The sequence below is a fragment of the Enterobacter cloacae complex sp. P14RS genome (assembly GCF_014895895.1).
Lineage (GTDB): Bacteria > Pseudomonadota > Gammaproteobacteria > Enterobacterales > Enterobacteriaceae > Enterobacter > Enterobacter bugandensis.
Window position 1 is genome coordinate 246,190 of the sequence record NZ_JADBQM010000006.1, and the last position, 26,450, is coordinate 272,639.

The following is a 26,450-nucleotide window of genomic DNA, read 5'->3' on the forward strand; positions in this document are numbered from 1 at the left end:
AAATGGCAGAGACATTAGAGAAAAAACATGAGCGCGTCATGCTCAGGTTTGACCGCGCCTATACGCCGCAGCAAGACGTGCGCGAAAAGTGCATTGAGGCTACGCGATTCGCTCGTGTCCCTGGCGGTCAATGGGAAGGAGCTACAGCAGCGGGAACCAAGCTTGATGACCAGTTCGAGAAGTACCCGAAGTTTGAAATTAACAAGGTAGCTACAGAGCTTAACCGCATCATCGCTGAGTATCGTAACAATCGCATCACCGTTAAGTTTCGCCCTGGTGACAAAGAAGCCAGCGAAGAGTTGTCGAATAAGCTGAATGGCCTGTTCCGCGCTGACTATGAAGAGACTGACGGCGGCGAGGCCTGCGATAACGCATTCGACGACGCGGCAACAGGTGGATTTGGCTGCTTCCGCTTAACCTCGATGCTGGTCAACGAATACGACCCGATGGACGAGCGGCAACGTATCGCTATCGAGCCAATCTACGACCCGTCACGCTCTGTCTGGTTCGACCCTGACGCGAAGAAGTACGACAAGTCAGATGCTATGTGGGCGTTCTGCATGTACTCACTCTCTCCTGAGAAGTACGAGGCTGAGTATGGCAAGACACCGCCTGCATCACTCGATGTGACGACGATGACAAGCTGGGAGTATGACTGGTTCGAGCCTGAAGTTGTGTACATCGCGAAATACTACGAGGTGCGCAAGGAGTCGGTAGATGTAATCAGCTATCGTCAGCCGATAACTGGTGAGATTGCCACCTACGACAGCGACCAGATTGAAGATATTCATGATGAACTGGCTATCGCAGGCTTCGAAGAGGTTGCGCGTCGTTCTGTTAAACGTCGCCGCGTCTATGTCTCAGTGGTTGACGGGCAGAGCTTCCTTGAGAAGCCACGGCGCATTCCTGGTGAGCATATCCCTCTCATCCCTGTGTATGGCAAGCGCTGGTTCATTGACGACATAGAGCGTGTTGAGGGGCACATTGCTAAAGCGATGGACCCACAGCGCCTCTACAACCTTCAGGTTTCGATGCTGGCTGATACAGCAGCGCAAGACCCTGGGCAGATTCCTACATTGGACCCTGAGCAGGTGAAGGGATATGAGGATCATTGGGCTAACAGGAACAGGAAGCGGCCTGCTTATCTTCCAATAAGACCTCCAAGGGATAAGGCAGGTAACCCAACTGGACCAGCAGCGCCTGCATCATACACCCCTCAGGCTCAAATAAGCCCTGCAATTGCAACAATGCTGCAGCTAACCAGCGCAGATATTCAGGAAGTAACAGGTGGCAGCCAGGCAATGCAACAGATGCCTAGCAACGTTGCACAGGCAACGGTTAATGACCTGATGAACCGCTCTGACATGGCATCTTTCATTTACCTGGACAATATGGCTAAGAGCCTGAAGCGTGCCGGTGAAGTCTGGTTGTCTATGGCTCGTGAGGTATATGGTTCAGACCGCGAGGTTCGCGTCGTCAACGAGGATGGTACTGACGATATCGCACTGATGAATGCTCAGGTTGTAGACCGGCAAACAGGGCAAGTTGTTGCACTGAATGACCTTTCAACTGGTCGCTACGATGTAACTGTTGATGTGGGTCCAAGCTACACAGCACGGCGTGATGCAACAGTTGCTGCCCTTACAAACGTCCTCAATACCATGCTCCCACAAGACCCTGAAGCTGGAATTATTCGCGGCCTGATAATGGACAACATGGATGGAGAAGGGCTGGATGATTACAAAGAATACAACCGCAACAAATTACTTACTGCAGGCGTAGTTAAACCTCGCAATGCCAAAGAGCAGCAGATTGTTCAGCAGGCTCAAATGGCAGCTCAGAGTCAGCAAGACCCTAACGCCCTCATTGCCCAGGCTCAAATCATCGCAGCCCAGGCAGAGCAGCAGAAAGCGCAGAACGAAACAGCGCAGACTCAAATCAAGGCATTCACTGCACAACAGGATGCGATGGAGAGTCAGGCGAACACAGTCTACAAACTGGCTCAGGCCAGAAACATCAATGATAAGGCAGTCATGGAGGCCATCAGGCTTCTCAGTGACGTAGCTGAATCACAACGGCAGCAAATCCCTACATCACCACAGTCACCGGCAGACTCAATGCCGAGCTAAGCAGGAGTAATCAATGGAAAGCGAACTGATCATCGACGGTCAGGTTATTGACCTGTCTGAAAAACAGGAATCAGCCGAAGAAGTAACCACTGAGCAACCAAAACCTGAGGAGAAAGTCCAGGAATCGGAAGCGAAAGCGGATACCGAGAGTGAACAGGCCGAAGAGCAGCCGGAAGAATACTCCCTGCGCGTCGGTGATGAAGAAATCCCACTGACGGAAGAGGATGACGATCACGTTGATGGTCAACCTGCTCCTCAGTGGGTGAAAGATTTACGCAAGAACAACCGCGAAAAAGATAAAGAGTTACGGGAACTGCGCCGCCAGCTTGAGCAGATTCAATCCAGGCCAGCAGAGCAGCAACCACAGCAGCAAGCAGACGTTATTCCTCCAAAGCCGACTCTTGAGTCGTGCGAATACGACGAGGCAGCGTTTGAGAAGGCAATGACTGACTGGCATGAGAAAAAGAGCCATGCCGAACAGCAGAAGCAGCAGAAAGAACGTCAGCAGCAAGAATATCAGCAGCGTTTCCAGCAGCGAGTAGAGGCCCACAAACAACGTGCAGCCAAGCTCCCGGTAAAAGATTACCAGGAGATGGAAAGCATCGTTCTTAGTGAGCTTAAGCCAATTCAGCAGGAAATCATTATTCATGCAGCAGACGAGGGTTCAGAGCTGATCGCCTATGCACTCGGTAAGAATCCACAACTACGCCAGCGTGTAGCCGCTGAGACAGACCCAATTCGCGCAGCATTCCTCTTAGGCCAGATTAGCAAGCAGGTAAGCCTTGCACCGAAGCCAAAGAAAGCCATCAAACCAGAGCCGGAAGTTCGTGGTGGCGGCGCTGATGCGAAACAAGACGACTTCAACAAACTCTGCCCCGGCGCAAAAATCGAATAAAGGAAACTGCTAAATGGCTACTAACAATCTCGACAGTAACGTCAGTCAAATCGTTCTGAAAAAATTCCTGCCTGGCTTCATGTCAGACCTGGTTCTTGCTAAAACCGTCGACCGCCAGTTACTGGCAGGTGAAATCAACTCCAGCACCGGGGACAGCGTAAGCTTCAAGCGCCCGCATCAGTTCGCCTCACTGCGCACCGCGACCGGTGATATCTCCGGTCAGGCCAAGAACAACCTGATTTCAGGCAAAGCTACTGGTAAAGTCGGAAACTACATCACCGTTGCTGTGGAGTACGGCCAACTGGAAGAGGCTATCAAGCTTAACCAGCTCGACGAAATTCTGGCACCTGTGCGTCAGCGTATCGTCACCGACCTGGAAACTGAGCTTGCCAAGTTCATGATGAACAACGGCGCTCTGTCGCTGGGGAGTCCAAATACCCCAATCAACAAATGGTCCGATGTTGCGCAAACTGCATCCTTCCTGAAAGACCTGGGCGTTGAAGAGGGCGAAAACTACGCGGTAATGGACCCATGGTCTGCACAGCGCCTGGCTGATGCTCAGTCTGGTCTGCATGCATCTGACCAACTGGTGCGCACTGCGTGGGAGCAGGCTCAGATTGCTTCTAACTTCGGCGGCATCCGTGCGCTGATGTCTAACGGTCTGGCATCACGTACTCAGGGCGCATTTGGCGGCACGCTGACTGTCTCTGCTACACCTACCGTTACCTACAATGCAGTGAAGGATACCTATCAGTTCACCGTAACTCTGGCTGGCGCAACTGCATCAATCACTGGCTTCCTCAAAGCTGGCGATCAGATTAAGTTCACCAACACCTACTGGCTGCAGCAGCAGAGTAAGCAGGCGCTGTATAACGGCTCTACGCCTATCAGCTTCACCGCAACCGTGCTGGCTGACGCTAACTCCACTGCGGGTGGCCTGGTGACTGTAACGCTTTCTGGTGTACCTATTTACGACACCACCAACCCACAGTACAACGCAGTCAGCCGCGCTGTGACTGCAGGTGATGCCGTTACCGTGATTGGTACCGCAAGCCAGACCATGAAGCCGAATCTGTTCTACAACAAATTCTTCTGCGGTCTCGGCACTATTCCTCTGCCAAAACTGAACAGCATCGACTCAGCAGTCGCTACCTACGAAGGCTTCTCTATCCGCGTTCACAAATACGCAGATGGTGATGCCAACGTGCAGAAAATGCGTTTCGACCTGCTGCCAGCCTACGTGTGCTTTAACCCGCACATGGGTGGTCAGTTCTTCGGCAACCCATAACATCAAGGGGCTTCTGCCCCTTTCTTTTTGAGGAGACGATATGGAGCGCATGAGCGTATTCCTTACCGCTGATAACGAAGCCGGCCATGTTCAGGCCGTTATCGTAGAGAAAGACTTCCCGATTTACGAAAAGCTCGGCTTTGTCGCGTCCATTGACGACCTGAAGCCAGCAACCAAGCGCGGACGTAAGGCGGCAGATAATGGCGACGACTCTAACAAAGGGTGACATCGTACTCTTTGCACTACGTAAGCCAGCGATTGCATCAAATGCCACCCTGACTGATGTAGAACCTCAGTCTGTCGAGGATGCCATTCAGGACCTCGAAAATATGATGTACGAGTGGCAGATCAATCCTGGTGAGATTGGATACCTGTTCGCGGCGGATGGTGAGGAACCGTTGCCGGACGATGACTCCGGACTGCCGCGCAAATATATGCAGGCTGTTGGCTATCAGCTAATGCTGCGCATCCTCTCAGACTACAACCTTGAGCCATCATCAAGCGTCTTGACAAACGCACAGCGCTCTTATGACGCACTCCTGACAGATACCCTTGTCGTTCCATCAATGCGCCGTCGTGGTGACTTCCCTGTTGGTCAGGGTAACAAGTATGACGTGTTCACATCAGACCGTTATTACCCTGGCGACCTGCCACCTATTGACGGTGATGTGCCAAATCCATAGGTGAGTAAATGCCGATTCAGCAATTGCCGTTAATGAAAGGAGTCGGCAAGGACTTCAGGAACGCCGACTATATCGATTATCTGCCGGTTAACATGCTGGCAGTGCCAAAAGAAGTCCTGAATTCCAATGGCTATCTCCGCTCATTCCCGGGAATCGTAAAGACCGCTGATGTTGATGGAGCATCAATGGGAGCGATTTACAACGCAAATCAGGGCGCTGTGTATCGCGTAATGGGAAGGAAGTTATACCGTGGTGACGCAGTGGTTTCCGAGCTATCGGTAACGGGGCGCGTAAGCATGGCATACAGCTACAATAGTCATGCTGTAGGCACGAACGGGACCTATACCCTGTTCAGATATAGCGGAGAAGTTAAAGCCCTCAGTAACTGGCCTGTTGATTCTGGTTACGTTCAGTATGACCTTGGCTATCTGCGCGACATGTGTCGGAACAGATCGCGTTACATCTGGGCGAAAGAAGGTACTGATTCATTCTTCATCAGCGACCTTGAGGATGAGTCAAAGCCTGACAGATACAGCGCAGAGTACAGGGCCGAAAGCCAGCCTGATGGAATTATTGGCATCGATAACTGGCGCGATTATGTCGTTTGCTTCGGCACGTCGACCATTGAGTATTTCGACCTGACCGGAAACTCATCTGCACCAGGCGTGGCTCTTTACCAGACTCAGCCATCGATGATGGTTCAGAAGGGTATCGCGGGGACATACTGCAAAACAAAATTCGCAGACACCCATGCGTTTATCAGTAACCCGGCAACCGGCGCTCCTTCTGTCTACATCATCAACTCCGGCGCTGCAGTGAAGATAGCAACCTCTACCGTTGAGAAGATTCTTCAGTCACATACCAGTGATGAGCTAGCGCAGGGTGTTATGGAGGTTATCAGGTTTGAAGGTCACGAACTGTTGCTCGTTCACCTCAACAGATGCGTTCTTGTCTACGATGCTGCAGTAACCACTGCAGGGCGGCAATGGTCGATTCTGAAAAGTGGTCTTGATGATGATGTGTATAGCGCGATTGACCTTGTGTACGAAGGAAACAGAATCACCTGCGGCGACAAAACAAGACCATTTAAAGGTCAGCTAAACACTGCTATTTCCAGTCAATATGGAGAGCACCAGGAGCATCTTCTCTTTACCCCTCTTTTTAAAGCTGATAACGCGCGCGTATTCGACTTTGAGCTTGAATCCAGTACCGGGGTAGAGCAGATCGCCGAGCGCATGTTTATCTCAGCTACGACAGACGGAATCATGTATGGAAGAGAGCAGATGATCCAGTGGAACGCGCCGTTCAGGTATGACAAGAGAGCGATCTGGAAGCGTATAGGTCGTATTCGTAAAAACCTTGGCTTTAAAATCCGCATCGTTACTTCATCTCCTGTAACGCTAAGCGGTTGTCAGGTGAGGATAGAATAATGGCAGAACCACAGAAAGTTACTGTCATCCCTAACAGGCTTGACTCCTCTGCGTTACCTGAAGGGCTGACAAACGCATATTACCTCTACCTTATGCGTCAGTCTTCAAACATCCAGAACATCGCAAACGCCTCTAATAACGCCAATGACCTGGCTTATCAGGCAACCATAAAGAATGGCGAGCAGGACGTCACCCTTGCTCAGCAAGCTTCAGACATTAATCAGCTAACCATTGAAGTTCAAGATCACGAATTAAGGATAACAGCTAACTCCTCCGCCATTTCCTCTCTTACGTTAAGAGTGACAAATGCTGAGGGGCAAATATCTACAATTCAGATGAACCTGACCAACCTGACGACCAGGGTTACTAACGCAGAATCTGCAATAACATCCCTCCAGGCTGACTATGTTTCAAAGACAACCACTTCACCTCAATCTCTCGCATCAACTTTAAACGTAGACACTTCATATTCTGTCAATGGAACAAAGGTCGTTGGAGCCCGCGTAACTGGATGGACAACATCTACAGGAAGCCCAAGAAAGACAGGGTTCTTTGCAGACCAGACCTATACGGTAAGCGCAACCTATAGCCAGGCGGAAGTATCTAACATCGCAACCGGCCTGACTGAGGTGAGACAGGTAGCGAAAGCACTTGAAGATGCTATGCGAAGTCACGGATTAATAAACTAATGCAAATAAAGCTCATCGATAACCCGGTGAAGCTTGCAGAATTCCTTAACGACCCAGAAAACACAGGAAACATCGTAGATAGCGGAGACACATACTTCATCAAGCCTGATGCAGTTTATGTCGGCATCTACGAAGGCGTCCTGCTCGCTGGCGTGCATGAGGTCAGAAACTTCTGGCATAGCGTAGTGGAATGCCACGTTATCTATTCTCCTGGATTCCGTGGTGAATACGCACTGCAAGGTCATCGCTTATTCTGCAAATGGCTTCTCGAAAATTCCCCATTCCTTAACAGCATCACGATGGTACCCGATACCACAAAATATGGTCGCTCATTCATCGTCCTGCTTGGTGCAACCAGAATAGGACACATGGATGACGCTTATATAAGCAATGGAAAGCCTATTGGGGTAACCCTCTATCAATTACCGCGCAATAAATATGAGGAGCTAGTAAATGCAAATTCATCAGATTGCCCATAAGCATCTCAGCAAAGCTGTATATCAGAAGGGTGGTGATGGAGGCGCTGGCGCTCAGGCTGATGCAACGAAGAAGGGTGTGGAATTACAGCGCGAGATGTGGCAAACGAACATGCAGAACCTTGCACCGTTCACTCCACTTGCACAGCAGTATGTTTCTCAGCTGCAAAATCTGTCATCACTGCAAGGTCAGGGGCAGGCACTGAACGATTACTACAACTCTCAGCAGTACAAAGACCTGGCTAACCAGGCTAGATATCAGTCCCTCACTGCGGCAGAGGCAACAGGTGGACTTGGTTCAACAGCAACAAGCAACCAATTAGCAACTATCGCCCCAACATTAGGACAAAGCTGGCTGTCAGGGCAGATGAATAACTATCAGAACCTGGCAAATATTGGTCTTGGTGCGCTAACCGGACAGGCAACCGCAGGGCAGAACTATGCCAACAACGTGGGTCAGCTTTATCAGCAACAAGCAAACGCCGCAGCCGCAGGTGCAAACAGGCCTTCAGGTACGCAGCAATTTATTTCTGGTGCGGCAACAGGTGCGGCAACAGGTGCGGCAATTGGTAGTGTCGTTCCGGTGATCGGGACAGGCATCGGTGCGCTAGCAGGCGGCATTATTGGCGGCGCTTCAACAATGTTCTGAGGTGAAAGATGGCAACGTGGCAACAGGGTAATGCAGGCGGATTACTTGCTGGTCTTGGTTCTGCAAATGTTAACGCGCCTCAGGCTAATGATGCGAATGCTGCTCTTGCCTATATCAGGCAGAACAACGAGGACATACGTTCCGGGCGTGACAATATTGGGCTTCAGGCTCTTCAGGGTGCCAGCTCTGTTTTGGATATCTACAACAAACAGGCACAGGCTCAGCGCCAGCAGGAATTCCAGAAAGCATATGGGCAAGCATATGCATCAGGTGACCGTAATGCCATGCGCCAACTAGCTGCGCAATATCCTGACCAGGTTGACGCAGTTCGCAATGGAATGAAGTTTGTCGATGAAGACCAGCGCAACACCGTTGGAAATCTTGCTGCAGCCGCTCGTCTCGCCGCTACCTCGCCAGAAGCTATGGGAGCGTGGCTGCAGAATAACGCTGCAGACCTGCAGAGAGTAGGGCTTGATCCGCGTGAAGTAGCGCAGACATACCAGCAGAATCCGCAGCAATTCGGTGAGTTTGTCGACCATCTTGGGATGGCTGCACTTGGTCCCGTTGATTACTTTAACGCTCAGGACAAGATTGTCGGACAGGCTCTTGACCGAGATAAACTCAACGAAACCATCCGCAGTAATCAGGCCGGTGAATCATTACAGCGCCGTGGGCAGGATATCACCGCACGCGGCCAGGACATCTCAGCCGCTACTGCTCGACGTGGACAAGATATGGCCAACCAGCGAGCTAATGCATCTGGAAATGCAGGTTCAGATGGTCGCACAGTTCAGCTATCAGACGGGCGCACTGTCCAGATTGTTGGAAAACTTCACGGTGCCGGTCAGAATGCATTCTATGAGGGCGTAGACAACGCAGGTAACACAGTTCGCGTACCAGCAAGCTCTATTGCAGCACCTGCTACATCTGCTGCCAGTGCGCAGAATTACGCTATGGCTAAAGACCTGAACGCAATCCTTAATGCACCTACAGACAAGCTTGATTTCATGACTGGCGTAACAGGAGGCAATGGCTCTCCATCATGGGATGCCGAAGTGCGTAGCCGTTTAGGTGGCGGCGAACAACGACAGTTATTCAATGCCACTAAGCGCATTCAGGGCAAGATGCAGAATCAGGGCATAGCTGCAGCAAGGGATATGGGTGCATCAGGCATCAACACCGTTGCAGAAGCGAAGATGTATTTCCAGGGGATGCCGCAGGTAGACTACTCAAGCCCGGAAGCAATGCAGCAGTCACTGCGAGATATTCAGCAGTACACCGACAACTACAACCAGCAGTACAGCGTAGATGTTGGTAATCGCAGTGCGCAGTCACAGACCTCACGATTAGCACAACAATCTCAACCAGCACAGCAACCACAGCAAAGCACCGGCTTCTCTTCACTATGGGGTGACTAATGGCTAAGGCATGGAAAGACGTTATTGCCTCTAAGCAGTATCAGGCATTATCACCATCAGAAAAAGCACAGGCACAGGCGCAATATTTCGATGAAGTGGTTGCGCCACAGGTTGGAGATAAATGGGCTGATGCTCGCGATCAGTTCTATGCTGCATATCCACCACCACAGCAGGAACAGCAGCCGCAGGATACGCAGCAAGCTCAACAGCAGCAGGTTGATTCACAGCAACAAGGCGGATTCCTGTCAGACCTTGGCAGTGCTGCAGCAGAAACAGGTCGTGGTTTGCTTCAGGCTGGCGTCAACCTGGCAAACATCCCTGCATCCATGGCTGATGCCGTAGTTAGTGCTGGGGCATGGGCTGGCAATAAGCTTGGTTTAGGTGACGGAACATATCAACCAGCTCCACGAGTCACTACGGAAGGTCTTGCCCAGGATTTAGGCCTGCAGCAAGGAGCATTAACTCCGCAGACAACTGAAGGGAAAATCTTCGCTGAAGCGCTTCCTTACCTAACGCCTGTCGGTGCGGAGCGCATAGCAACACAGGCTCCAACTATTGCCGGAAGAGTAGCGCAGGGGGCATCACGCTTACTGGCAGAAAACGCCGTGGGTTCAATGGCTGCGAATAGTGAGCAGAATGACCCCTCTGCACTGGCTACAGACCTTGGCACTGGTGTTGTATTGGGTGGTGCAATTAATCAGCTCGGTCACGCAGCAGGAGCTGCATATCGCGGTGTTAAAGGCGCAATCTCTCCTGAAGCGCAGCAGGCTATTAGATTCGCTAACTCTGCAGACGTTCCGCTTCATACAACTGACGTTCTGCAGCCTAACTCACGCGTCGGCCGCATGGCGCAGACTACTGCTGAGAACATTCCATTCGTCGGAACTAGCTCAATGCGTGCAGGCCAACAGGAAGCTCGCAGCCAACTAGTGAATGAGTATGCATCTCGCTTTGGTGAGTATGACCCATCCATCGTAATTGGCAGCCTCAAATCAAAAACGGCTGGAATAAAACAGGCGGCAGGAAATCGGCTTGAGCAGGTACAAAATTCAATGGCTGGAGTAAATATCCAGCCTACGAGAGCACTGCAGCAAATTGACGACGAGATAGCCAACCTTCAGAAACTGGGCAAGGTCGCTGATACAGGCACTATCAGCAAACTTCAGGCGTACAGGGATGAGCTTGCAGGAGGGAATGTAGACCTGCAGCAGTTAAGCAATCTCCGCAGCCAGTTCAGGCAGGATGTAAAAGGTGAGCGAGTTGTAATGCCCAATCGCTCTGATGCTGCCATTCAGCGCGTGTACCGAGCTATGACAGGTGACATTGATAGCTCCATCGGCCAGAACCTAGGGAATGACACTCTACGCAGATATAAGCAAGCCAATGCGGTTTACGCAGATGAGGCCAGCAAGCTACAGAATACGCGATTGAAGAACGTTCTGATGAAAGGCGACCTGACACCAGAAGTTGTCAACAACATGCTTTTTAGTAAGAACAAATCTGAGGTGCAGAATCTATATAACTCTGTAGGCCAGATTGGTCGAGCTCAGATGCGTAATGGCATTATCGGTAAGGCTATGGAGAAATCAGGTGGCTCACCTGACCAGTTCCTTCGACAAGTTAACCTGATGTCCAACCAAACTGGAATTGCGTTCAAAGGCCGTGATGCTGCGTACCTGAAGGGGCTGAAGAACTATCTTGAGTCAACAAAGAGAGCAGGCCAGGCAGGCGTTACAACTCCTACAGGTCAGCAAACTATTCCATTCATCATGGGAATAGGAACTGTTACAAACCCTGCGTTATTGGGTGTCGGTGGTGGCTATGGTTTGCTTGCGCGGATGTATGAGAGTGAACCTGCGCGTAATGCAATGCTTCGCCTGGCTAACACTCCACGCGGTTCTACAGCCTTCGAGAAAGCGTTATCTGACGTTGAGCGCATTGTTAACTCATTCGCTCAGGGTGCAAAATCAGAAGCTTTAAGCGAATAAAAGCTTACCCACCACAAGGCCGAAGATTAAGAAGGCAAAGTTCAGTAAGTCACGTTCCATAAATCCTCCAATATTTTAACGATTATAACCACCCATAACGCAAAGTCGCGCAAGTTAACCCTTGCGCTGCTTTTACACGTCCGGAGTACATGAATGGCTGACGATATTCAGAATATTTTAGTAGGTATGCCAGTAACACCGTATACGTTAGCCAGTTCATTTAAGGCTATTGCTAACGGCACGGTATACATAGGAGCAAAGGACACAGACCCTACAGTACCTTCAAATCAGATTCAGGTTTATGTTGAAACCGAATCAGGAACAGTTATCCCTGTTTCCCAGCCACTGATCATCAATAGTGGGGGGTATCTTGTTTACAGCGGTCAGATCGCAAAGTTCGTTGTGTCCGACGAGTATTCCATGGCTGTGTACGATGCCGTTGGTGTTCAGCAGCACTATTTTGCTGACGTACTGAAATACAATCCAAACACCCTGCGTGATGAACTGGCGCAGGACGATGGCATGAAGTTAATCGGGCAGAAGGTAAATTATGGAATACCTGTAGGCTCATCACTTACTCAGGGGGTGATGTGGTTATTTGACAAGATAAAAGGATATCTGCGAGTTGGCGGCTCCGACCTTGAGCCTCTTGATGATGAGAAGAACTACTGGCGAGGGCTGCCATCAAGAAACTCGTGGGGTGACCCCGCCATGATTGGCGATTATTCTGTGTCATTTAACAGAAACGGAGCGTCATTCGCTGTATACACCACAACATTCGGGCATGACTGCGTTACGTATGGCGTGGCATCTCTTGCAGGTGGTGCTGGCAGTGCGACAGGTAATCCTGATGATATTACCTCACCAAACGCTGAAGGGTACTGTTCATTTGCGTTCGGTAAAAATGTTATTGCTCTGGGTGCCAAGTCCGCAGCTCTTTGTGAAGAAGTAGAGGCGAATTCGCGTGCTGCATTTGCAGCAGGGTACTTTACCCAGGCCAGAGCGGGCTTCACTACAGACCCAGGAGGCGTGGCAAGCGATGGAATTGGCGCAACAGCGCTGGGTTATTCAACGAGAGCAGCGGGTGATGGTGCGTTTGCCGTTGGTCGTTATGCTCAGGCATACGGCGGTGCTATTGTCATCGGGTCTGGCATTAACTCCGGCAACCAGGCTGTAAACTCAAGCGCTAAATCAGTGGCAATCTTTGCCAATTCTGTCGTGCCTGCAATAACGGCAAAGGCGGCAGGAGGCGGTGTTACTGATATGCCGTTCGTTGGCGTTCATACGTTAGACCCAAAGGAGCCATTGGATGTTGCGATGCCCAACGGCACTAACGCCGCTTTCAGAATCACAGGAAGTGGCGGCGCAAAAATAAAGCTTCAGGGAACATCTAACTCAGATACAGGGCTCGACATAGCCTCTCTTGAATGGACCAGCACTAATGGAGGGAGCGCGGTAGGAACCTTGAAAATCAATATGAACAATGGTGCGCCGAGCATTGAGCTTTCTACTGATGGAATGGTGGCTCTGAAAAATGTTAAAACACTGCCTGAAATATCCGGTGCCCCTGCGGGCACCATCTATAAAGATGCTTCAAACTTCCTGAAAATTGTTGTTTAAGAGAAGTCATCGCCAAGGAAGGCTGTGAGCAATGCCTCTGCGATCACCCTGTGACCCATATCTGCAGGGTGGTTTGCACCATTACCAGTAATCGCATAGATGTTTTTTCGCTTAAGCATCTGAGACCAGACATTTGTTATGTCGACAAATGTCACATGATTATATTTGAGAGATAATTTTTTCAACTCTTCGCTGTATAGCGGGAAATACTCTTTCTTCGGAAGTACCCATTCAGGATTAGGAAGGGTAGAAGAAAGCAGTACGATTCGCGCATGCTTATTTTTGCTTTTGATATTTTTTATCAGAGCATCGATACTGAAGAAATACTCTTTCGGCGGCAAATCATTCGAGTCGTTCATGCCAAATGAAATGATATAAACATCAGAATTAAGCTTCGTGAGTCTTCCGTCAGTGCTGTAGTAGGCGTTATTGGAAGTCCAACCCGGCACTGAAGGATTGTAGTAATGATATTTACCACCCTTCACCATAGACATGTAAGCAGATACCAGACCAACGTATGGAGGTTGATGCGGCTCTGAGTATATGTCGCTGGCATTCGCACCGAAAGTAATGCTATCCCCGTAATACGTCACCTTCATTTCCTGCAGGCTTTTAACGTAATTACGTAAGTCTGTAACCCCGCCGCTCATTTTCAGGTAAAGGCGATCTGCCTTCTTGTAAGACGCCGAAATCTGATATTTCTGGTATTCAGTCGTAACGTTGATGTTAAAGTTTTTATCTTCTTTAAGCGGCTTTTTAAATCCTGATTTAGCTACCGGGATAGCAGAGCCATCAGGGATTGCTATTTTGTCGGCTGATACCCTGAAATCGGTACCGTTATGATAGAGCTCACCGGTAGTCTGATTGAACATCATGACCGGGCCTGTAGGCCTGAACAGCAGTCTTTCGCGTTTAAAATCCTCAGATGCGTAAATAGTATCCGAATAAACGAATTTCCCACCAAAGAAAGAAGGGTGAATATTAAACTTATTCACAATGTAGTTGCTGCACTTTACATCCGTGCACGTCGTGTAGTCATCAGGTGCAGCTGGTATTTCAGCTGCGGCACAAAATGACACAGACAATAGTGAAGCAATAATTAATTTTTTCATTTAGCTTTTCCGTATGCTTTTTTCTTTATCCAGCCATTAACAGGCTTTTCAATAAACTTATAGCAGGCAAGGGCGATAACCTGACAGTAGATGTAATAGACGATTACATAAGGAACTATGCTAACAGTCTTATCGAGGCCAAACTGCGTCCAGATAAACAGGAATACCGGCGCTGAAATACCATGAGACAGATACAGGCTGTATGATGAATCACCGAGCAGCAGAAAGGCACGGTTATGAGGAATGACTCCCTCAAGGCTCAGAGCCGACCAGACAATCACGAACGCTGGGATGCCCCATGTGAGCAGCCGTGAATAATCGTTATAAGCGAAAACACCCGAGTTAGCGAATGCAAAAAGCGGAAAGAAAGAAGCGATACCCACCCACGCCAGCCACTTCGGCAGGACGCATCCTGCTGAGTACATGCGGTAAAGATACATGCCGAGGATGAATTCGATAAACATCTGGCTGGACAGCGTTACCAGAACCTTACTTTCGCCGTGAGCCAGTGCGTTACCTGCACCGAAAACCACCAGAGCGCAGACTGAATAAAACTCGAGTGAGTTGGCTTTTTTGATGCCAATCGCAAGCAGGCCGGCAAGCAGGAAATAGAACAGGAATTCAAACTGCAAAGTCCAGCCTATGCCAAGAATTGGCGGCTTATCAAAGTTCATGAACGTCATCGTTTTGATGATCCACATGAGGTCTAACCGCGATCCGTTGAAGATATATGCGAAATCTGCAGTAGGCTGGGATATAGCACCAGAATCAACCAGCCATGACATGAACACCACTACCAGTGTTGCGACAAGGTACAAAGGCCATATGCGAGTTATGCGGCGCTTTATGAACCCAATAGGCGTTAATTTTGGCGTCATGCCATCCTTATAGAGGCCGCCGTAAATGATGTAAGGCATGATAAAACCGCTGATGATGAAAAATATGTCAACACCAACACCACCAAGGTTTGTTATCTGTGGGGTAATGCCATAAACGGCAAGATTTGCGTGAGCATAAATCACGAGGAAGGCGGCCAGGAACCGCAGATACTGGATGTTGGCAATCATCATCAACTTTCTTGTCTGTTAAAAGGCGAGTGATTTTAACAGCTAAGAGGAATCTGATCATTCTGTTTGCAAAAGCGGCTTGATCGGCGTCACCGATCGATAATACTGTATGCATATACAGTAACTATCGGAGGTGAATTATGGGATTCCCGAGTCCAGCACAAGATTATGTTGAGCAACGCATATCGCTTGACCAGCGCATCATATCGAGACCAGCGGCTACGTACTTCATGCGAGCCGGTGCAACGCATTATCGTGAAGGCATTATCAATGGGGCGCTACTCGTCGTTGACGCATCGCTGAGGCCTTGTGATGGCTCATTGCTGGTTTGCAGAATGGAGGGTGATCTGAGGATAAAGCGATACCGCACTCACCCAAAGCCTCATCTCGAAGATTTGCAGACGGGAAGGCGCGAAGAGATACCGGCTTACGATGACGGGACGAGCCCGGATGCAATATTTGGTGTGATCACATACATCATCAACGATGCTCGCTCTGGTGAGTTTGATGATTGTCCGGTGATGTAGGTGGCGCTACGCCACCTTCTCATCTAACCAATCCGCCCAGTATTGCATCATTTCACGACGCGTATCGAGATATTCAGCGTGATTGTATACAGAGCGCGTGCCGCCGCTAACGTGCGCCAGCTGCATCTCTATCGCGTCTTTGTTCCAGTGCTTCTCGTTCAGGACTGTGCTGAACTGATGACGCATGCCGTGTCCGCTCGTCTGGCCTTCGTAGCCAATGCTGCGTATCACGCCAAGGACAGCGTTCTCACTGATTGGCTTCTTCCTGTCAGTTCTGCCAGGGAAGCATAGCTCGTACTGACCAGTGATTTGTTGCAGGAATTTGAATAATTCTATAACCTGGTCAGACATAGGAACGACATGCAGCTTTCTTCCTTTCATGATTTCAGGGTCAACACTGATTAACCTGGTTTCGTAATCAATTCCCGTCCATACCAGCGAACGCAATTCCACAGTACGCATAGCTGTATAGTGAAGAATCTGCGCCGCTATCTTAGAGACAATCCAACCGCCATATGCGTTTAAAGCATGCTGGAATTCGTGTATGCGGTGCATAGGAAGGAAAGGGTAGTTCTGCTTTCTGTATCCCTTCATTGCCCCAGCAAGGTCTCTGGAAGGATTGTATTTAGCCCTGCCAGTTATGATCGCATAACTGAACACTTCCCCACACCTTCTCCTCGCCTTATCAGCGCGTTCCATTGCGCCCCTGTCCTCGAATAGCCTGATAACCTTCAGCAGCGTCATTGGCTCAACATCATCCATGCGTAAGTGACCGATGACCGGCAGAATGTCGTCAGTGAACATACTCATCATCTCGTCAGAATATCCTTTCGACCACACCTTTGATTTATGCGCGTGCCACTCACGGAAGATATCGCCGAATGAATCAGCCACTTCCTCTTTCTCTTTCTTCTTTAATGCCTGCTTCTGCTCGGCCGGGTCTACCCCGGTAAGCAATTTCATTTTTGCTTCAGACTGTTTAGCCCTGGCTTCGGTGAGAGAGATTTCCGGATAGGGACCAATGACCAGCGTCTTTTCTTTACCGTCAAACCGGTAACGCATGCGCCACACCTTTTTCCCTGATGGCGGAACGAACAGGAAAAGCCCTCCAGCATCTGCGAGGCGATATGATTTTTCCGCTGGTTTGGCTGCGTCGATTTGCTTTACCGTAAGCATGTGGGCATAAATCCGTGGTCATTTTGCAGTATGCCCACAATATGCCCGCAAAAGTTTGCTGTAGTCAATTCGCTTTGGTTCGCTTCGGTTGAGTATGAATGTCTAATTATAAAGGTGTGATGGGCATTTGGTTCTGAAGAGAAGAGGTTGGTTCTGTTAGAGATGGTGTCCCCTGCAGGAATCGAACCTGCAACTAGCCCTTAGGAGGGGCTCGTTATATCCATTTAACTAAGGGGACGAGGCGGCACGAGTATAGCGTTATTTACACTTTGCGTTAAGCGCGTTGCCGCCTGACTGCTCAAAGAGTCACCATTCAGGTTGATTTTTTTGCTGCTTTATCCTTTTCTGCCTGCGCCTTAAGCTCGGCTTTGCGTTTATTCGACATGTCGTTACGGATTTGGGCATGGCTTAACAGCGCGAAGATAAACGTTCCACCGCAGATATTCCCCGCCAGCGTCGGAATGGCGAACGGCCAGAAAAAATCGCTCCAGTGAAGCGTGCCATTAAAGACCAGGTAGAGTATCTCAACGGTACCGACCACGATATGCGTGGTATCCGCCAGCGCAATTAGCCAGGTCATGAGTATGATCACCACGATTTTAGCGCTACCGGCAGAAGGGAACATCCACACCATTGTGGCGATAATCCACCCAGAGATGATGGCATTAGAAAACATTTCGACCGGCGTGTTTTTCATCACATCCATACCGATCTTCACAAACGCGTCCCGGGTGGGTTCATCAAATATCGGCATATATTCAAATGCCCAGGCCGCGATGCCCGTGCCGATGATATTTCCCAGCAGAACCACGCTCCAGAGCCTCATCAATAAACCAAAATTGCCGAGGGTGGGGTTTTGCATCACCGGCAGTACGGCGGTCACCGTGTTCTCCGTAAACAGCTGCTGGCGGGCCATGATGACGATAATAAAGCCGAAGGTGTAGCCGAGGTTCTCCAGTAAAAATCCGCCGGGCACGCCCTCCAGCTGCACATGAAATATCCCTTTAGCAAGCAGCGAGGCGCCCATTGACAGTCCAGCCGCGATAGCTGACCAGAAGAGGGCCATGGCATCGCGCTCCATCTCCTTTTCGCCGTCCTGGCGTATATGTTCGTGGATTGCCATCGCGCGGGAGGGGAGGCGATCCTCATCAATCTCTATCTCCTCACCGCGCGCTTTCTCCTCGCTTTCAATTTCATGTTCCTCATTACTTTCGCCAATTTTGTCTTCACCCACTTCTTTCATATCTGCTCCTGGAGGTTGATCTTTCTTTTAAGCGTAGCGGCTTTTATCGGGATGCCTGTGGGGATGCTCTTAAATTGGCGGGAATGACAACAAAGGTGATACATCTTGTTCAAAGACATTATAAAATTGCCAGCGAAACGAATTCCAAAAGTCAGGCTATGCTGAGATCAGAGTCACGGTGATTACTGCCCGTAACTGTACTCATAGACATCGGTAAACGTGCTGTTACAATCACTTGCACGTTTTCAGACGGAGCGCCAGATGCTCCGTTACGGATGGCAATCAACGATAGCCATACTGAACAGGGAGATATTTATGAAACTTCGGCTGTCGGCGCTTGCGCTGGGCGCGACGATGCTTGTGGGCTGCGCCAGCTCCGGGGAGCAAACGGGACGCTCCGATCCTCTCGAAGGATTTAACCGCTCTATGTATAGCTTCAACTACAACGTGCTGGACCCGTATGTGGTTCGCCCGGTGGCAGTAGCATGGCGTGATTACGTTCCACAGCCCGCGCGTAACGGGTTAAGCAATTTTACCAGCAACCTCGAAGAGCCTGCGGTGATGGTGAACTATTTCCTGCAGGGCGATCCTTATCAGGGGATGGTGCACTTTACCCGCTTCTTCCTGAACTCCATTCTGGGGATGGGTGGTTTTATTGATGTTGCAGGTATGGCAAACCCGAAACTGCAGCGTGAACAGCCGCACCGTTTCGGCAGTACGCTGGGGCATTATGGTGTCGGTTACGGCCCTTACGTCCATCTGCCGTTCTATGGCAGCTTCACCGTGCGTGATGATGGCGGCGATATGGTCGATACGCTGTATCCGGTTCTGTCGTGGCTGACCTGGCCGCTGTCGGTGGGTAAATGGACGGTGGAAGGGATTGAAACCCGTGCGCAACTGCTCGATTCAGACGGTCTGCTGCGCCAGTCGTCCGATCCGTACATTATGGTGCGTGAAGCGTACTTCCAGAATCATGACTTTATCGCCAACGGCGGCAAGCTGAAGCCGGAAGATAATCCAAACGCGAAGGCTATTGAAAACGAACTCAAAGATATTGATTCGGAATAAATAAAAAAGGTGAGCAACGCTCACCTTTTTTTATCCCTGCGCGATTAGAACGCGTAGTTGAAGTTAGTACCGAACAGCCAGGCTTTACCTTCAGAGGTAAATTCGTACGGGCCTTCCTTGAAGGTCACTTTCTGGCCATGCATATAAGATACGCCCGCATCGACAGAAGCATTCTCGTTGAACGCGTAGGTTGCACCAGCACTCACCCAGAAGCGGTCCTGATCCGGAATGGAGATGGAGCGCTTATCAGCCGGTACCGGGCTGTCATCGAATGCGATACCGGTACGGAATGTCCAGTTATCATCCATATAATAGGTGGTACCCAACGCAATGCGATAGGCGTCGTGGAAGCTCTCGTCCTTATAGAACAGCGTTTGACCGTTGGTGCCGGTCGCTTTCAGCTCCTGGAACTGGCTCCAGCTGGTATAGGCCAGGCTATAGTGAATAGCCCACTGTGGCGCTACGCGGTTGTAACCGGAGACTTCCCACATTTCTGGCAGATGCAGTGACAGTGAGCCAGGGACAGTTTGACCGGAAGTCCCCCACGGGATAGTGGTACCCGCACCAGGGACCAGGCTGTTGACCGGCGTCAGGATGCCGCTCTTGTAATCGCCGTCGAAGTCAATTTTTACTTCGGAACGATAGGTCAGGCCCCAGCGGTTGTTTTTGTCCAGCTCGTACAGAATACCGGCGTTCCAGCCATAGCCCCACTCATCGCCCTTCAGGCTGGCAATTTTGTTGCTGTTTTTCGGCAGGCGAGCCGTTTGTTCACCGGCGTAACGCTCAATTTTTGCATCGGCGTAGACGGCATCAAAGCCCAGACCGAAGCTCCAGCTGTCGTTCAGACGATAAGCACCGCTCAGGTTCAGGTTTAGCGTTGTCAGGTCTGTTTTACCGCCGTATTCGCCTGCCGGGTAGATGTTGTTGAACTCGGTAGCAAGGCCATAGTTAGACGTGACGGATGCGCCCCAGCCAAATTGTTCGTTGATTGGTGCAACGAAGTGCAGGTTAGGTACCCACGCCGTTGGCGCAATGTTATCTGCTTTCAGGCTCGCACCAGAAGGTGACGTGCCGGAAATGTTGACATCAGGATCGATATACACCGCACCAGCAGAGAAGGTCGGGCGATCGAACATCATGATTAATGCAGGGTTACGGCTTGCGTTACCAGCATCATCAGCGATTGCACCTTCCCCTGAATACGCACGTCCAAGGCCAGAGGAAGAAAATTCGTTTAGCTGAAAGCCCGCTGACCAGGCGGAAGTAGAGACGATTGCCACTGCGACTGCCAGCGCAGTCTTGTTGAACAGGGTTTTCTGGCTCATGACCATAACCTCATTGAGTTATTTTTATTCAATAATTGTTACATACCGTAACAGGAGCGCGAAGTGTAGGGTCTGAGGTATGACAGACAAATCAGACCAGTGGCCAGAGTATAGGTCCGACCAGCCTGAATGTTGCAAGTTTGTTTATTAATATTTTCAAACATGTTTCTTGAAACGAGATCTGGTTGGCAAAATTGTGACCATCGCGGCTCACCCAAAAGGGTGGTTTTTGTTTTAGATCATTTTTTAGTGTGATATCGGTCACTTATCCGATTTTGCGCCATTAACGGCTGGAGAGAGCCAGCGCTGGGGCGTAAAATATCAGCATCGTGTTTATCTCGCGCGCTGCGCGAATACAGAGGAAATTGAGCTATGAGTAAATGCAGTGCTGATGAAACCCCGGTTTGCTGCTGTATGGATGTTGGCACCATCATGGACAACACCGATTGCACCGCGTCTTACAGCCGTGTGTTCACCAACCGCGCCGAAGCTGAAGAAACGCTGGCCGCGCTGAGCAAGCGCGCGCGTGATGTGGAGTCCGATCCGTGTGAAATCAAATCTACCTTCACGGAAGTGGACGGCGGCGTGAAGCTGGATATCGATTTTGTGTTTGCCTGCGAAGCTGAAACGCTGATTTTCCAGCTCGGTCTGCGTTAATCCTTTTTGCCCGGTGGCGCTTCGCTTGCACGGGCCTACGATCGTGTAGGCCGGGTAAGGCACCGTCACCACCCGGCAGCAAACCGCACAATTGCCTCTGCCATGCAGGGGCATTTTCTTTTTCTTCTCTGTGTTTTACCTCGCATTTTTAAGCTTCCCCGATTGGCTGAATGTAAAAAAATGGTTAAGACTGTTATCAGGTCAGACCACTTTATAGTCATGTAAAATTTTTCACAGGGGAAGGTTATGAGTCAGGCATTACCGCTAATCACCCGACAAGGTGACCGCATTGCCATTGTCAGCGGTCTGCGTACGCCGTTTGCACGTCAGGCGACGGCGTTTCACGGTATACCGGCTGTCGATCTGGGGAAAATGGTAGTGGGGGAGATGCTGGCTCGCAGCGAAATTCCGCCTGAGGTCATCGAACAGCTGGTCTTCGGCCAGGTGGTACAGATGCCTGAAGCCCCTAACATTGCGCGGGAGATTGTTCTCGGTACCGGCATGAACGTTCATACCGATGCCTACAGCGTCAGCCGCGCGTGCGCGACCAGCTTCCAGGCGGTAGCAAACGTGGCGGAAAGTCTGATGGCGGGCACCATTCGCGCCGGGATCGCAGGTGGCGCCGATTCTTCCTCCGTACTGCCGATTGGCGTCAGTAAAAAGCTGGCCCGCATTCTGGTGGATGCTAATAAAGCCCGCACCACCGGTGCGAAGCTCAAACTCTTCTCGCGTTTACGCCTGCGCGATCTCATGCCCGTGCCACCTGCCGTCGCGGAATACTCGACTGGCCTGCGAATGGGCGATACCGCCGAGCAGATGGCCAAAACCTACGGCATCACCCGCGAGCAGCAGGATGCGCTGGCGCATCGCTCGCATCAGCTGGCAGCGAAAGCCTGGTCGGAGGGCAAACTCACCGACGAGGTCATGACCGCCTACACGCCTCCCTATCGAGAGCCTCTTACTGAAGACAACAATATTCGTGGCACCTCGACGCTGGCGGATTACGCCAAACTGCGCCCGGCGTTTGACCGCAAGCACGGCACCGTGACGGCGGCCAACAGTACGCCGCTGACCGATGGTGCTGCTGCGGTGATCCTGATGACGGAGTCGCGTGCAAAAGAGCTGGGCATCACGCCGCTGGGCTATTTGCGCAGCTATGCCTTTACCGCCATTGATGTCTGGCAGGACATGCTGTTAGGTCCGGCGTGGTCCACGCCGCTGGCGCTGGATCGTGCGGGGCTAACGCTGGCGGATTTAACCCTGATTGATATGCACGAAGCCTTTGCCGCGCAAACCCTGGCAAACGTGCAGCTGCTGGCAAGCGAGCGTTTTGCACGCGACGTGCTGGGCCGCGCCCATGCCACCGGCGAAGTGGATCAGAGCAAGTTCAACGTGCTGGGTGGGTCGATCGCCTACGGCCATCCGTTTGCGGCCACGGGCGCGCGAATGATCACCCAGACACTACACGAACTCCGTCGCCGCGGCGGCGGGTTTGGTCTCGTCACCGCCTGCGCGGCGGGCGGCCTTGGTGCAGCAATGGTTCTGGAGGCTGAATAATGGATATGCCATCTGCATTTAATCTGACGGTTCGCCTCGATAACGTCGCGGTTATCACTATTGATGTGCCTGATGAAAAGATGAATACCCTGAAGGCTGAATTCGGCACTCAGGTTCGCGCCATGCTCAAGCAGATCCGCGAAAATAAAGCGATTCGTGGTCTGGTCTTTATCTCGGCTAAGCCGGATAACTTTATTGCCGGGGCTGATATCAACATGATCGCCCGAGCGAAAAGCGCGCAGGAAGCTGAATATCTGGCGCGTCAGGGACAGCAGGTGATGGCTGAAATCAACGCTCTGCCGATTCCGGTTATTGCCGCGATCCACGGTGCCTGCCTGGGCGGCGGGCTGGAGCTGGCGCTGGCCTGTCACAGCCGTATCTGCACTGACGATCCGAAAACCGTTTTAGGGTTGCCAGAAGTGCAGTTAGGCCTGCTGCCGGGATCGGGTGGAACACAGCGTCTGCCGCGTCTGGTTGGGGTTAGCACCGCCCTGGAGATGATCTTAACCGGCAAGCAGCTACGCCCCCGTCAGGCACTGAAAGTGGGGTTGGTTGACGACGTCGTTCCGCACACCATTCTACTGGACGCTGCCGTTGAGCTGGCGCTGAAGGGACGTCAGACAAAACGTCCTCTCCCCGTACGCGAGCGCGTGCTGGCAGGGCCACTGGGGCGCGCGCTCCTGTTCAACATGGTAGGCAAAAAAACCGAGCAAAAAACCAAAGGCAACTACCCGGCGGCAAAGCGCATTCTGGAAGTGATGGAAACCGGGTTGTCGCAGGGCAGCAGCAGCGGCTATGCCGCTGAGGCCAAAGCCTTTGGCGAACTGGCGATGACGCCGCAGTCGCAGGCGCTGCGCAGCATCTTCTTCGCCAGTACTGAGGTGAAAAAAGATCCGGGCAGCGAGGCAGAGCCTGCGCCGCTGCGCGCCGTTGGCGTGCTGGGTGGTGGGCTCATGGGCGGCGGAATTGCGTTTGTTACCGCCAGCAAAGGCAAATTGCCCGTGCGCATCAAAGACATCAGCGCAAAGGGCATCAACCACGCGCTGCAGTACAGCTGGCAGAACCTTGATCGGAAGGTCAAACGCCGCCATATCAAGGCAAGCGAGCGTGATAAAACCCTGGCGACGATCTCCGGCACGACGGATTACAGCGGTTTTGCGCACCGGGACCTGGTGATTGAAGCCGTATTTGAAGACCTGGCGCTTAAGCAGCAGATGGTGGCCGACGTAGAGCAGCACTGCGCGCCGCACACTATTTTTGCCTCAAACACCTCGTCTTTACCGATTGGCGATATCGCGGCGAAAGCTGCTCGTCCGGAGCAGGTCATTGGTCTGCACTTTTTCAGTCCGGTCGAAAAAATGCCGCTGGTGGAGGTGATCCCGCACGCCACGACCAGCCCGCAGACCATCGCCACCGTGGTGAAGCTGGCGAAAAAACAGGGTAAAACCCCGATTGTGGTCGCGGACAAGGCTGGCTTCTACGTCAACCGTATTCTGGCACCCTATATCAACGAAGCGATGCGGCTGCTGACGGAAGGGGAGAAAATCGAGCACGTCGACGAGGCGCTCGTAAAGTTTGGCTTCCCCGTCGGTCCAATCCAACTTTTGGATGAGGTGGGAATAGACACCGGCACTAAAATTATACCTGTGCTGGAAGCGGCTTATGGCGATCGTTTTACCCCGCCTGCAAACATTGTTTCTGCAATTTTGAAGGACGATCGCAAAGGCAGAAAAAATGAACGCGGTTTCTATCTTTACGGCGCGAAAGGGCGTAAAAGCAAGAAACAGGTCGACCCTTCGGTTTATGGGCTTATTTCGGCCACCGGTCAGGGAAGACTGTCTGCCGTTCAGTGCGCAGAACGTTGCGTCATGATGATGCTCAATGAAGCGGCGCGCTGCTTTGGTGAACAGGTGATCAAGAGCGCACGCGATGGCGACATCGGCGCGGTATTTGGTATTGGTTTCCCGCCGTTCCTTGGCGGCCCGTTCCGTTACATGGATATGCTCGGTGCGGGTGAAGTGGTTGTCATTTTGCAACGTCTGGCCTCGCAATACGGTCCGCGGTTTACACCGTGTGACGAATTATTGCAGATGGCGGAGCGGGGCCAGACATTCTGGCCTGCAAGGGAAACTGATTTCGTAAAATGAAGTCAAAGAAGGGTAAATCCTGAGGTGAATGAACCTGTTCTGGCGATTTTGTAAACAGAGATTGACTATACTTACGCCATTGAGGTAAAAAACAGCGTTTCATTCACCGAATGGATCAGGCACAATGCCCGGCCATCGGGTTTTCTACCTCAGAGCATTAATCGCGGGTAGTTAACGCCGGTGATTCTGGTTAACAAAAGCGGTGCAATATGCAAGTTTTTATTATGCGTCACGGCGACGCGGCACTCGATGCCGCCAGTGACTCAGTACGTCCTTTAACCGTCTGTGGCTGTGACGAATCCCGTCAAATGGCGACGTGGCTTAAAGGTCAAAAAGTGGACATTGAACGCGTTCTGGTGAGTCCGTTCCTGCGTGCAGAACAGACGCTGGACGTGGTAGGGGAGTGTATGAACCTGCCATCCAGCGTGGACGTTCTCCCTGAGCTGACGCCATGCGGTGATGTCGGTCTTGTCAGCGCTTACCTTCAGGCGCTGTGCAATGAAGGTGTCGCTTCCGCACTGGTCATTTCCCACCTGCCGCTGGTCGGCTATCTGGTATCTGAGCTGTGCCCGGGCGAAACGCCGCCAATGTTCACCACCTCCGCCATTGCCAACGTCACTCTCGACGAAACCGGCAAAGGGGTCTTCAACTGGCAAATGAGCCCGTGCAACCTGAAGATGGCAAAAGCCATCTGACGTGACGTGTGACAGGGCGGGGGTACTACGTGTTTCCCGCCCTTCTGTCAGGGCAACTCTGGCGGCTGCCACTCCTCAACTTCAATCAACACCAGCAATGCGGCATCGCCGCCGTACTCTTTGGGTGCCTGATGAAACGCCATCACGTGCGGATGCTGAGCCAGCCACAGCGGCGTCTGTTGCTTGAGGATATGCTTACCGTGCCCGTGCATCACGCAGGCGCAAAAAACATGCTCGCGACGACAGGCGGCGATTAATGCCCCCAGCTCCTGTTTGGCCTGCATCTGCGTCAAACCGTGCAGATCGAGAAACAGCTCCGGCGAATAATCTCCGCGACGTAACTTTTTCAGCTCAAAATGGCTGACGTCTTCGCGTACGTACTTCACCGCCCCCTGCGTATTGAGCAGCGGCTGAAATTCATCTGAAAAATAGTGGCTGTTATCCGCCTGCTCCTGGAGCAGCCGTTTGACCGGAACTTCGCTGATTTTTTTACGCTGCGGACGGTGGACAATCGTGTCCTGCGCGATTTTACGCGTCCCGGTCATCAGTTGGCGGAAGAGAGCCTGATCCTCCTCGCTGAGCGATGTTTTCTTTTTCATTCGTCATTCTCA

At 51.4% G+C, this 26,450-nt stretch carries 24 protein-coding genes and 1 tRNA gene; 18 read left to right on the forward strand and 7 right to left on the reverse strand.

Annotated features, from left to right (window positions below; genetic code table 11):
• The first annotated feature begins 2 nt into the window (after positions 1-2).
• From IM295_RS05250 to IM295_RS05305, 12 genes are all read left to right on the forward strand, one after another.
• Positions 3-2,129: a portal protein gene (locus IM295_RS05250; RefSeq protein WP_193066347.1), complete on the forward strand. Its 2,127-nt coding sequence runs from the start codon at positions 3-5 to the stop codon at positions 2,127-2,129.
• Between the two features lie 13 nt (positions 2,130-2,142).
• On the forward strand, positions 2,143-3,024 hold the full coding sequence (locus IM295_RS05255; RefSeq protein WP_193066348.1) for a phage capsid protein: 882 nt from the start codon (positions 2,143-2,145) through the stop codon (positions 3,022-3,024).
• Positions 3,025-3,037: 13 nt separating this feature from the next.
• Positions 3,038-4,312, forward strand: a complete 1,275-nt coding sequence (locus IM295_RS05260) for a P22 phage major capsid protein family protein (protein ID WP_193066349.1) — start codon at positions 3,038-3,040, stop codon at positions 4,310-4,312.
• 40 nt (positions 4,313-4,352) lie between these two features.
• Positions 4,353-4,538 carry a hypothetical protein gene (locus IM295_RS05265; protein WP_193066350.1) on the forward strand — a complete coding sequence of 62 codons (186 nt, stop codon included), beginning with the start codon at positions 4,353-4,355 and terminating at the stop codon, positions 4,536-4,538.
• Entirely contained in the window at positions 4,513-4,995 is a 483-nt protein-coding gene (locus IM295_RS05270) for a packaged DNA stabilization gp4 family protein (protein ID WP_193066351.1), read from the forward strand. Before IM295_RS05265 ends, IM295_RS05270 begins: the two co-directional genes overlap by 26 nt.
• 8 nt (positions 4,996-5,003) lie before the next feature.
• The gene (locus IM295_RS05275; RefSeq protein WP_193066352.1) at positions 5,004-6,425 is read left to right on the forward strand and encodes a packaged DNA stabilization protein; all 1,422 of its coding nucleotides are present in this window, start codon (positions 5,004-5,006) and stop codon (positions 6,423-6,425) included.
• Positions 6,425-7,114, forward strand: a complete 690-nt coding sequence (locus IM295_RS05280; RefSeq protein WP_193066353.1) for a phage tail protein — start codon at positions 6,425-6,427, stop codon at positions 7,112-7,114. Before IM295_RS05275 ends, IM295_RS05280 begins: the two co-directional genes overlap by 1 nt.
• The gene (locus IM295_RS05285) at positions 7,114-7,593 is read left to right on the forward strand and encodes a DUF2824 family protein (protein ID WP_193066354.1); all 480 of its coding nucleotides are present in this window, start codon (positions 7,114-7,116) and stop codon (positions 7,591-7,593) included. The genes IM295_RS05280 and IM295_RS05285 overlap by 1 nt, the downstream gene beginning before the upstream one ends.
• The gene (locus IM295_RS05290; protein WP_193066355.1) at positions 7,568-8,239 is read left to right on the forward strand and encodes a DNA transfer protein; all 672 of its coding nucleotides are present in this window, start codon (positions 7,568-7,570) and stop codon (positions 8,237-8,239) included. The genes IM295_RS05285 and IM295_RS05290 overlap by 26 nt, the downstream gene beginning before the upstream one ends.
• An 8-nt stretch (positions 8,240-8,247) precedes the next feature.
• Entirely contained in the window at positions 8,248-9,657 is a 1,410-nt protein-coding gene (locus IM295_RS05295; RefSeq protein ID WP_193066356.1) for a phage DNA ejection protein, read from the forward strand.
• Entirely contained in the window at positions 9,657-11,645 is a 1,989-nt protein-coding gene (locus IM295_RS05300; RefSeq protein WP_193066357.1) for a lytic transglycosylase domain-containing protein, read from the forward strand. Before IM295_RS05295 ends, IM295_RS05300 begins: the two co-directional genes overlap by 1 nt.
• Positions 11,646-11,798: 153 nt before the next feature.
• Positions 11,799-13,265: a phage tailspike protein gene (locus IM295_RS05305; protein ID WP_193066358.1), complete on the forward strand. Its 1,467-nt coding sequence runs from the start codon at positions 11,799-11,801 to the stop codon at positions 13,263-13,265.
• Here IM295_RS05305 and IM295_RS05310 read toward each other — a convergent pair.
• Positions 13,262-14,377, reverse strand: a complete 1,116-nt coding sequence (locus IM295_RS05310) for an SGNH/GDSL hydrolase family protein (RefSeq protein ID WP_193066359.1) — start codon at positions 14,375-14,377, stop codon at positions 13,262-13,264. The two genes, IM295_RS05305 and IM295_RS05310, sit on opposite strands and share 4 nt — an antisense overlap.
• Positions 14,374-15,447, reverse strand: coding sequence for an acyltransferase (locus tag IM295_RS05315; RefSeq protein WP_193066360.1), 1,074 nt, complete (start codon positions 15,445-15,447; stop codon positions 14,374-14,376). Before IM295_RS05315 ends, IM295_RS05310 begins: the two co-directional genes overlap by 4 nt.
• A gap of 137 nt (positions 15,448-15,584) precedes the next feature.
• On the opposite strand from IM295_RS05315, the gene IM295_RS23050 reads away from it, so the two are divergent.
• Positions 15,585-15,971, forward strand: coding sequence for a S24 family peptidase (locus IM295_RS23050; RefSeq protein WP_226859430.1), 387 nt, complete (start codon positions 15,585-15,587; stop codon positions 15,969-15,971).
• Between the two features lie 6 nt (positions 15,972-15,977).
• Here IM295_RS23050 and IM295_RS05320 read toward each other — a convergent pair whose 3' ends face one another.
• The 3 genes from IM295_RS05320 to IM295_RS05330 all read right to left on the reverse strand — a co-directional run bounded on the left by IM295_RS05320 (position 15,978) and on the right by IM295_RS05330 (position 18,390).
• Positions 15,978-17,147: a tyrosine-type recombinase/integrase gene (locus IM295_RS05320; RefSeq protein ID WP_193066361.1), complete on the reverse strand. Its 1,170-nt coding sequence runs from the start codon at positions 17,145-17,147 to the stop codon at positions 15,978-15,980.
• Between the two features lie 163 nt (positions 17,148-17,310).
• Positions 17,311-17,385 (reverse strand) — tRNA-Arg (locus tag IM295_RS05325).
• A gap of 75 nt (positions 17,386-17,460) precedes the next feature.
• On the reverse strand, positions 17,461-18,390 hold the full coding sequence (locus IM295_RS05330; RefSeq protein ID WP_041908869.1) for a formate/nitrite transporter family protein: 930 nt from the start codon (positions 18,388-18,390) through the stop codon (positions 17,461-17,463).
• Positions 18,391-18,705: 315 nt separating this feature from the next.
• On the opposite strand from IM295_RS05330, the gene mlaA reads away from it, so the two are divergent.
• Positions 18,706-19,458, forward strand: coding sequence for a phospholipid-binding lipoprotein MlaA (gene mlaA / locus IM295_RS05335; RefSeq protein WP_028013975.1), 753 nt, complete (start codon positions 18,706-18,708; stop codon positions 19,456-19,458).
• A 44-nt stretch (positions 19,459-19,502) separates the two neighbouring features.
• On the opposite strand, the gene fadL is transcribed toward mlaA, so the two are convergent.
• Positions 19,503-20,783 carry a long-chain fatty acid transporter FadL gene (gene fadL / locus IM295_RS05340; RefSeq protein ID WP_193066362.1) on the reverse strand — a complete coding sequence of 427 codons (1,281 nt, stop codon included), beginning with the start codon at positions 20,781-20,783 and terminating at the stop codon, positions 19,503-19,505.
• A 372-nt stretch (positions 20,784-21,155) separates the two neighbouring features.
• Here fadL and IM295_RS05345 point away from each other — a divergent pair, with 372 nt between their 5' ends.
• From IM295_RS05345 to sixA, 4 genes are all read left to right on the forward strand, one after another.
• Positions 21,156-21,440 (forward strand): YfcZ/YiiS family protein, encoded by a 285-nt coding sequence (locus tag IM295_RS05345; RefSeq protein ID WP_028013973.1) that lies wholly within the window; start codon positions 21,156-21,158, stop codon positions 21,438-21,440.
• Positions 21,441-21,686: 246 nt separating this feature from the next.
• Positions 21,687-22,997, forward strand: a complete 1,311-nt coding sequence (gene fadI / locus IM295_RS05350) for an acetyl-CoA C-acyltransferase FadI (protein ID WP_041908875.1) — start codon at positions 21,687-21,689, stop codon at positions 22,995-22,997.
• On the forward strand, positions 22,997-25,144 hold the full coding sequence (gene fadJ / locus IM295_RS05355) for a fatty acid oxidation complex subunit alpha FadJ (RefSeq protein ID WP_193066363.1): 2,148 nt from the start codon (positions 22,997-22,999) through the stop codon (positions 25,142-25,144). Before fadI ends, fadJ begins: the two co-directional genes overlap by 1 nt.
• A 209-nt stretch (positions 25,145-25,353) precedes the next feature.
• A complete protein-coding gene (sixA, locus tag IM295_RS05360; RefSeq protein ID WP_003861375.1) occupies positions 25,354-25,839 on the forward strand; it encodes a phosphohistidine phosphatase SixA in 486 nt (161 codons plus the stop codon).
• 47 nt (positions 25,840-25,886) lie between these two features.
• On the opposite strand, the gene smrB is transcribed toward sixA, so the two are convergent.
• Positions 25,887-26,438: an endonuclease SmrB gene (gene smrB, locus IM295_RS05365; protein ID WP_008502613.1), complete on the reverse strand. Its 552-nt coding sequence runs from the start codon at positions 26,436-26,438 to the stop codon at positions 25,887-25,889.
• Positions 26,439-26,450 lie beyond the last annotated feature (12 nt).

What these genes read in the sequence shown, in the direction of transcription:
- IM295_RS05250 (WP_193066347.1), top strand. Translation starts at nt 3, where the DNA reads ATGGCAGAGACATTAGAGAAAAAACATGAGCGCGTCATGCTCAGGTTT.
- IM295_RS05255 (WP_193066348.1), top strand. Translation starts at nt 2,143, where the DNA reads ATGGAAAGCGAACTGATCATCGACGGTCAGGTTATTGACCTGTCTGAA.
- IM295_RS05260 (WP_193066349.1), top strand. Translation starts at nt 3,038, where the DNA reads ATGGCTACTAACAATCTCGACAGTAACGTCAGTCAAATCGTTCTGAAA.
- IM295_RS05265 (WP_193066350.1), top strand. Translation starts at nt 4,353, where the DNA reads ATGGAGCGCATGAGCGTATTCCTTACCGCTGATAACGAAGCCGGCCAT.
- IM295_RS05270 (WP_193066351.1), top strand. Translation starts at nt 4,513, where the DNA reads ATGGCGACGACTCTAACAAAGGGTGACATCGTACTCTTTGCACTACGT.
- IM295_RS05275 (WP_193066352.1), top strand. Translation starts at nt 5,004, where the DNA reads ATGCCGATTCAGCAATTGCCGTTAATGAAAGGAGTCGGCAAGGACTTC.
- IM295_RS05280 (WP_193066353.1), top strand. Translation starts at nt 6,425, where the DNA reads ATGGCAGAACCACAGAAAGTTACTGTCATCCCTAACAGGCTTGACTCC.
- IM295_RS05285 (WP_193066354.1), top strand. Translation starts at nt 7,114, where the DNA reads ATGCAAATAAAGCTCATCGATAACCCGGTGAAGCTTGCAGAATTCCTT.
- IM295_RS05290 (WP_193066355.1), top strand. Translation starts at nt 7,568, where the DNA reads ATGCAAATTCATCAGATTGCCCATAAGCATCTCAGCAAAGCTGTATAT.
- IM295_RS05295 (WP_193066356.1), top strand. Translation starts at nt 8,248, where the DNA reads ATGGCAACGTGGCAACAGGGTAATGCAGGCGGATTACTTGCTGGTCTT.
- IM295_RS05300 (WP_193066357.1), top strand. Translation starts at nt 9,657, where the DNA reads ATGGCTAAGGCATGGAAAGACGTTATTGCCTCTAAGCAGTATCAGGCA.
- IM295_RS05305 (WP_193066358.1), top strand. Translation starts at nt 11,799, where the DNA reads ATGGCTGACGATATTCAGAATATTTTAGTAGGTATGCCAGTAACACCG.
- IM295_RS05310 (WP_193066359.1), bottom strand. Translation starts at nt 14,377, where the DNA reads ATGAAAAAATTAATTATTGCTTCACTATTGTCTGTGTCATTTTGTGCC.
- IM295_RS05315 (WP_193066360.1), bottom strand. Translation starts at nt 15,447, where the DNA reads ATGATGATTGCCAACATCCAGTATCTGCGGTTCCTGGCCGCCTTCCTC.
- IM295_RS23050 (WP_226859430.1), top strand. Translation starts at nt 15,585, where the DNA reads ATGGGATTCCCGAGTCCAGCACAAGATTATGTTGAGCAACGCATATCG.
- IM295_RS05320 (WP_193066361.1), bottom strand. Translation starts at nt 17,147, where the DNA reads ATGCTTACGGTAAAGCAAATCGACGCAGCCAAACCAGCGGAAAAATCA.
- IM295_RS05330 (WP_041908869.1), bottom strand. Translation starts at nt 18,390, where the DNA reads ATGAAAGAAGTGGGTGAAGACAAAATTGGCGAAAGTAATGAGGAACAT.
- mlaA (WP_028013975.1), top strand. Translation starts at nt 18,706, where the DNA reads ATGAAACTTCGGCTGTCGGCGCTTGCGCTGGGCGCGACGATGCTTGTG.
- fadL (WP_193066362.1), bottom strand. Translation starts at nt 20,783, where the DNA reads ATGAGCCAGAAAACCCTGTTCAACAAGACTGCGCTGGCAGTCGCAGTG.
- IM295_RS05345 (WP_028013973.1), top strand. Translation starts at nt 21,156, where the DNA reads ATGAGTAAATGCAGTGCTGATGAAACCCCGGTTTGCTGCTGTATGGAT.
- fadI (WP_041908875.1), top strand. Translation starts at nt 21,687, where the DNA reads ATGAGTCAGGCATTACCGCTAATCACCCGACAAGGTGACCGCATTGCC.
- fadJ (WP_193066363.1), top strand. Translation starts at nt 22,997, where the DNA reads ATGGATATGCCATCTGCATTTAATCTGACGGTTCGCCTCGATAACGTC.
- sixA (WP_003861375.1), top strand. Translation starts at nt 25,354, where the DNA reads ATGCAAGTTTTTATTATGCGTCACGGCGACGCGGCACTCGATGCCGCC.
- smrB (WP_008502613.1), bottom strand. Translation starts at nt 26,438, where the DNA reads ATGAAAAAGAAAACATCGCTCAGCGAGGAGGATCAGGCTCTCTTCCGC.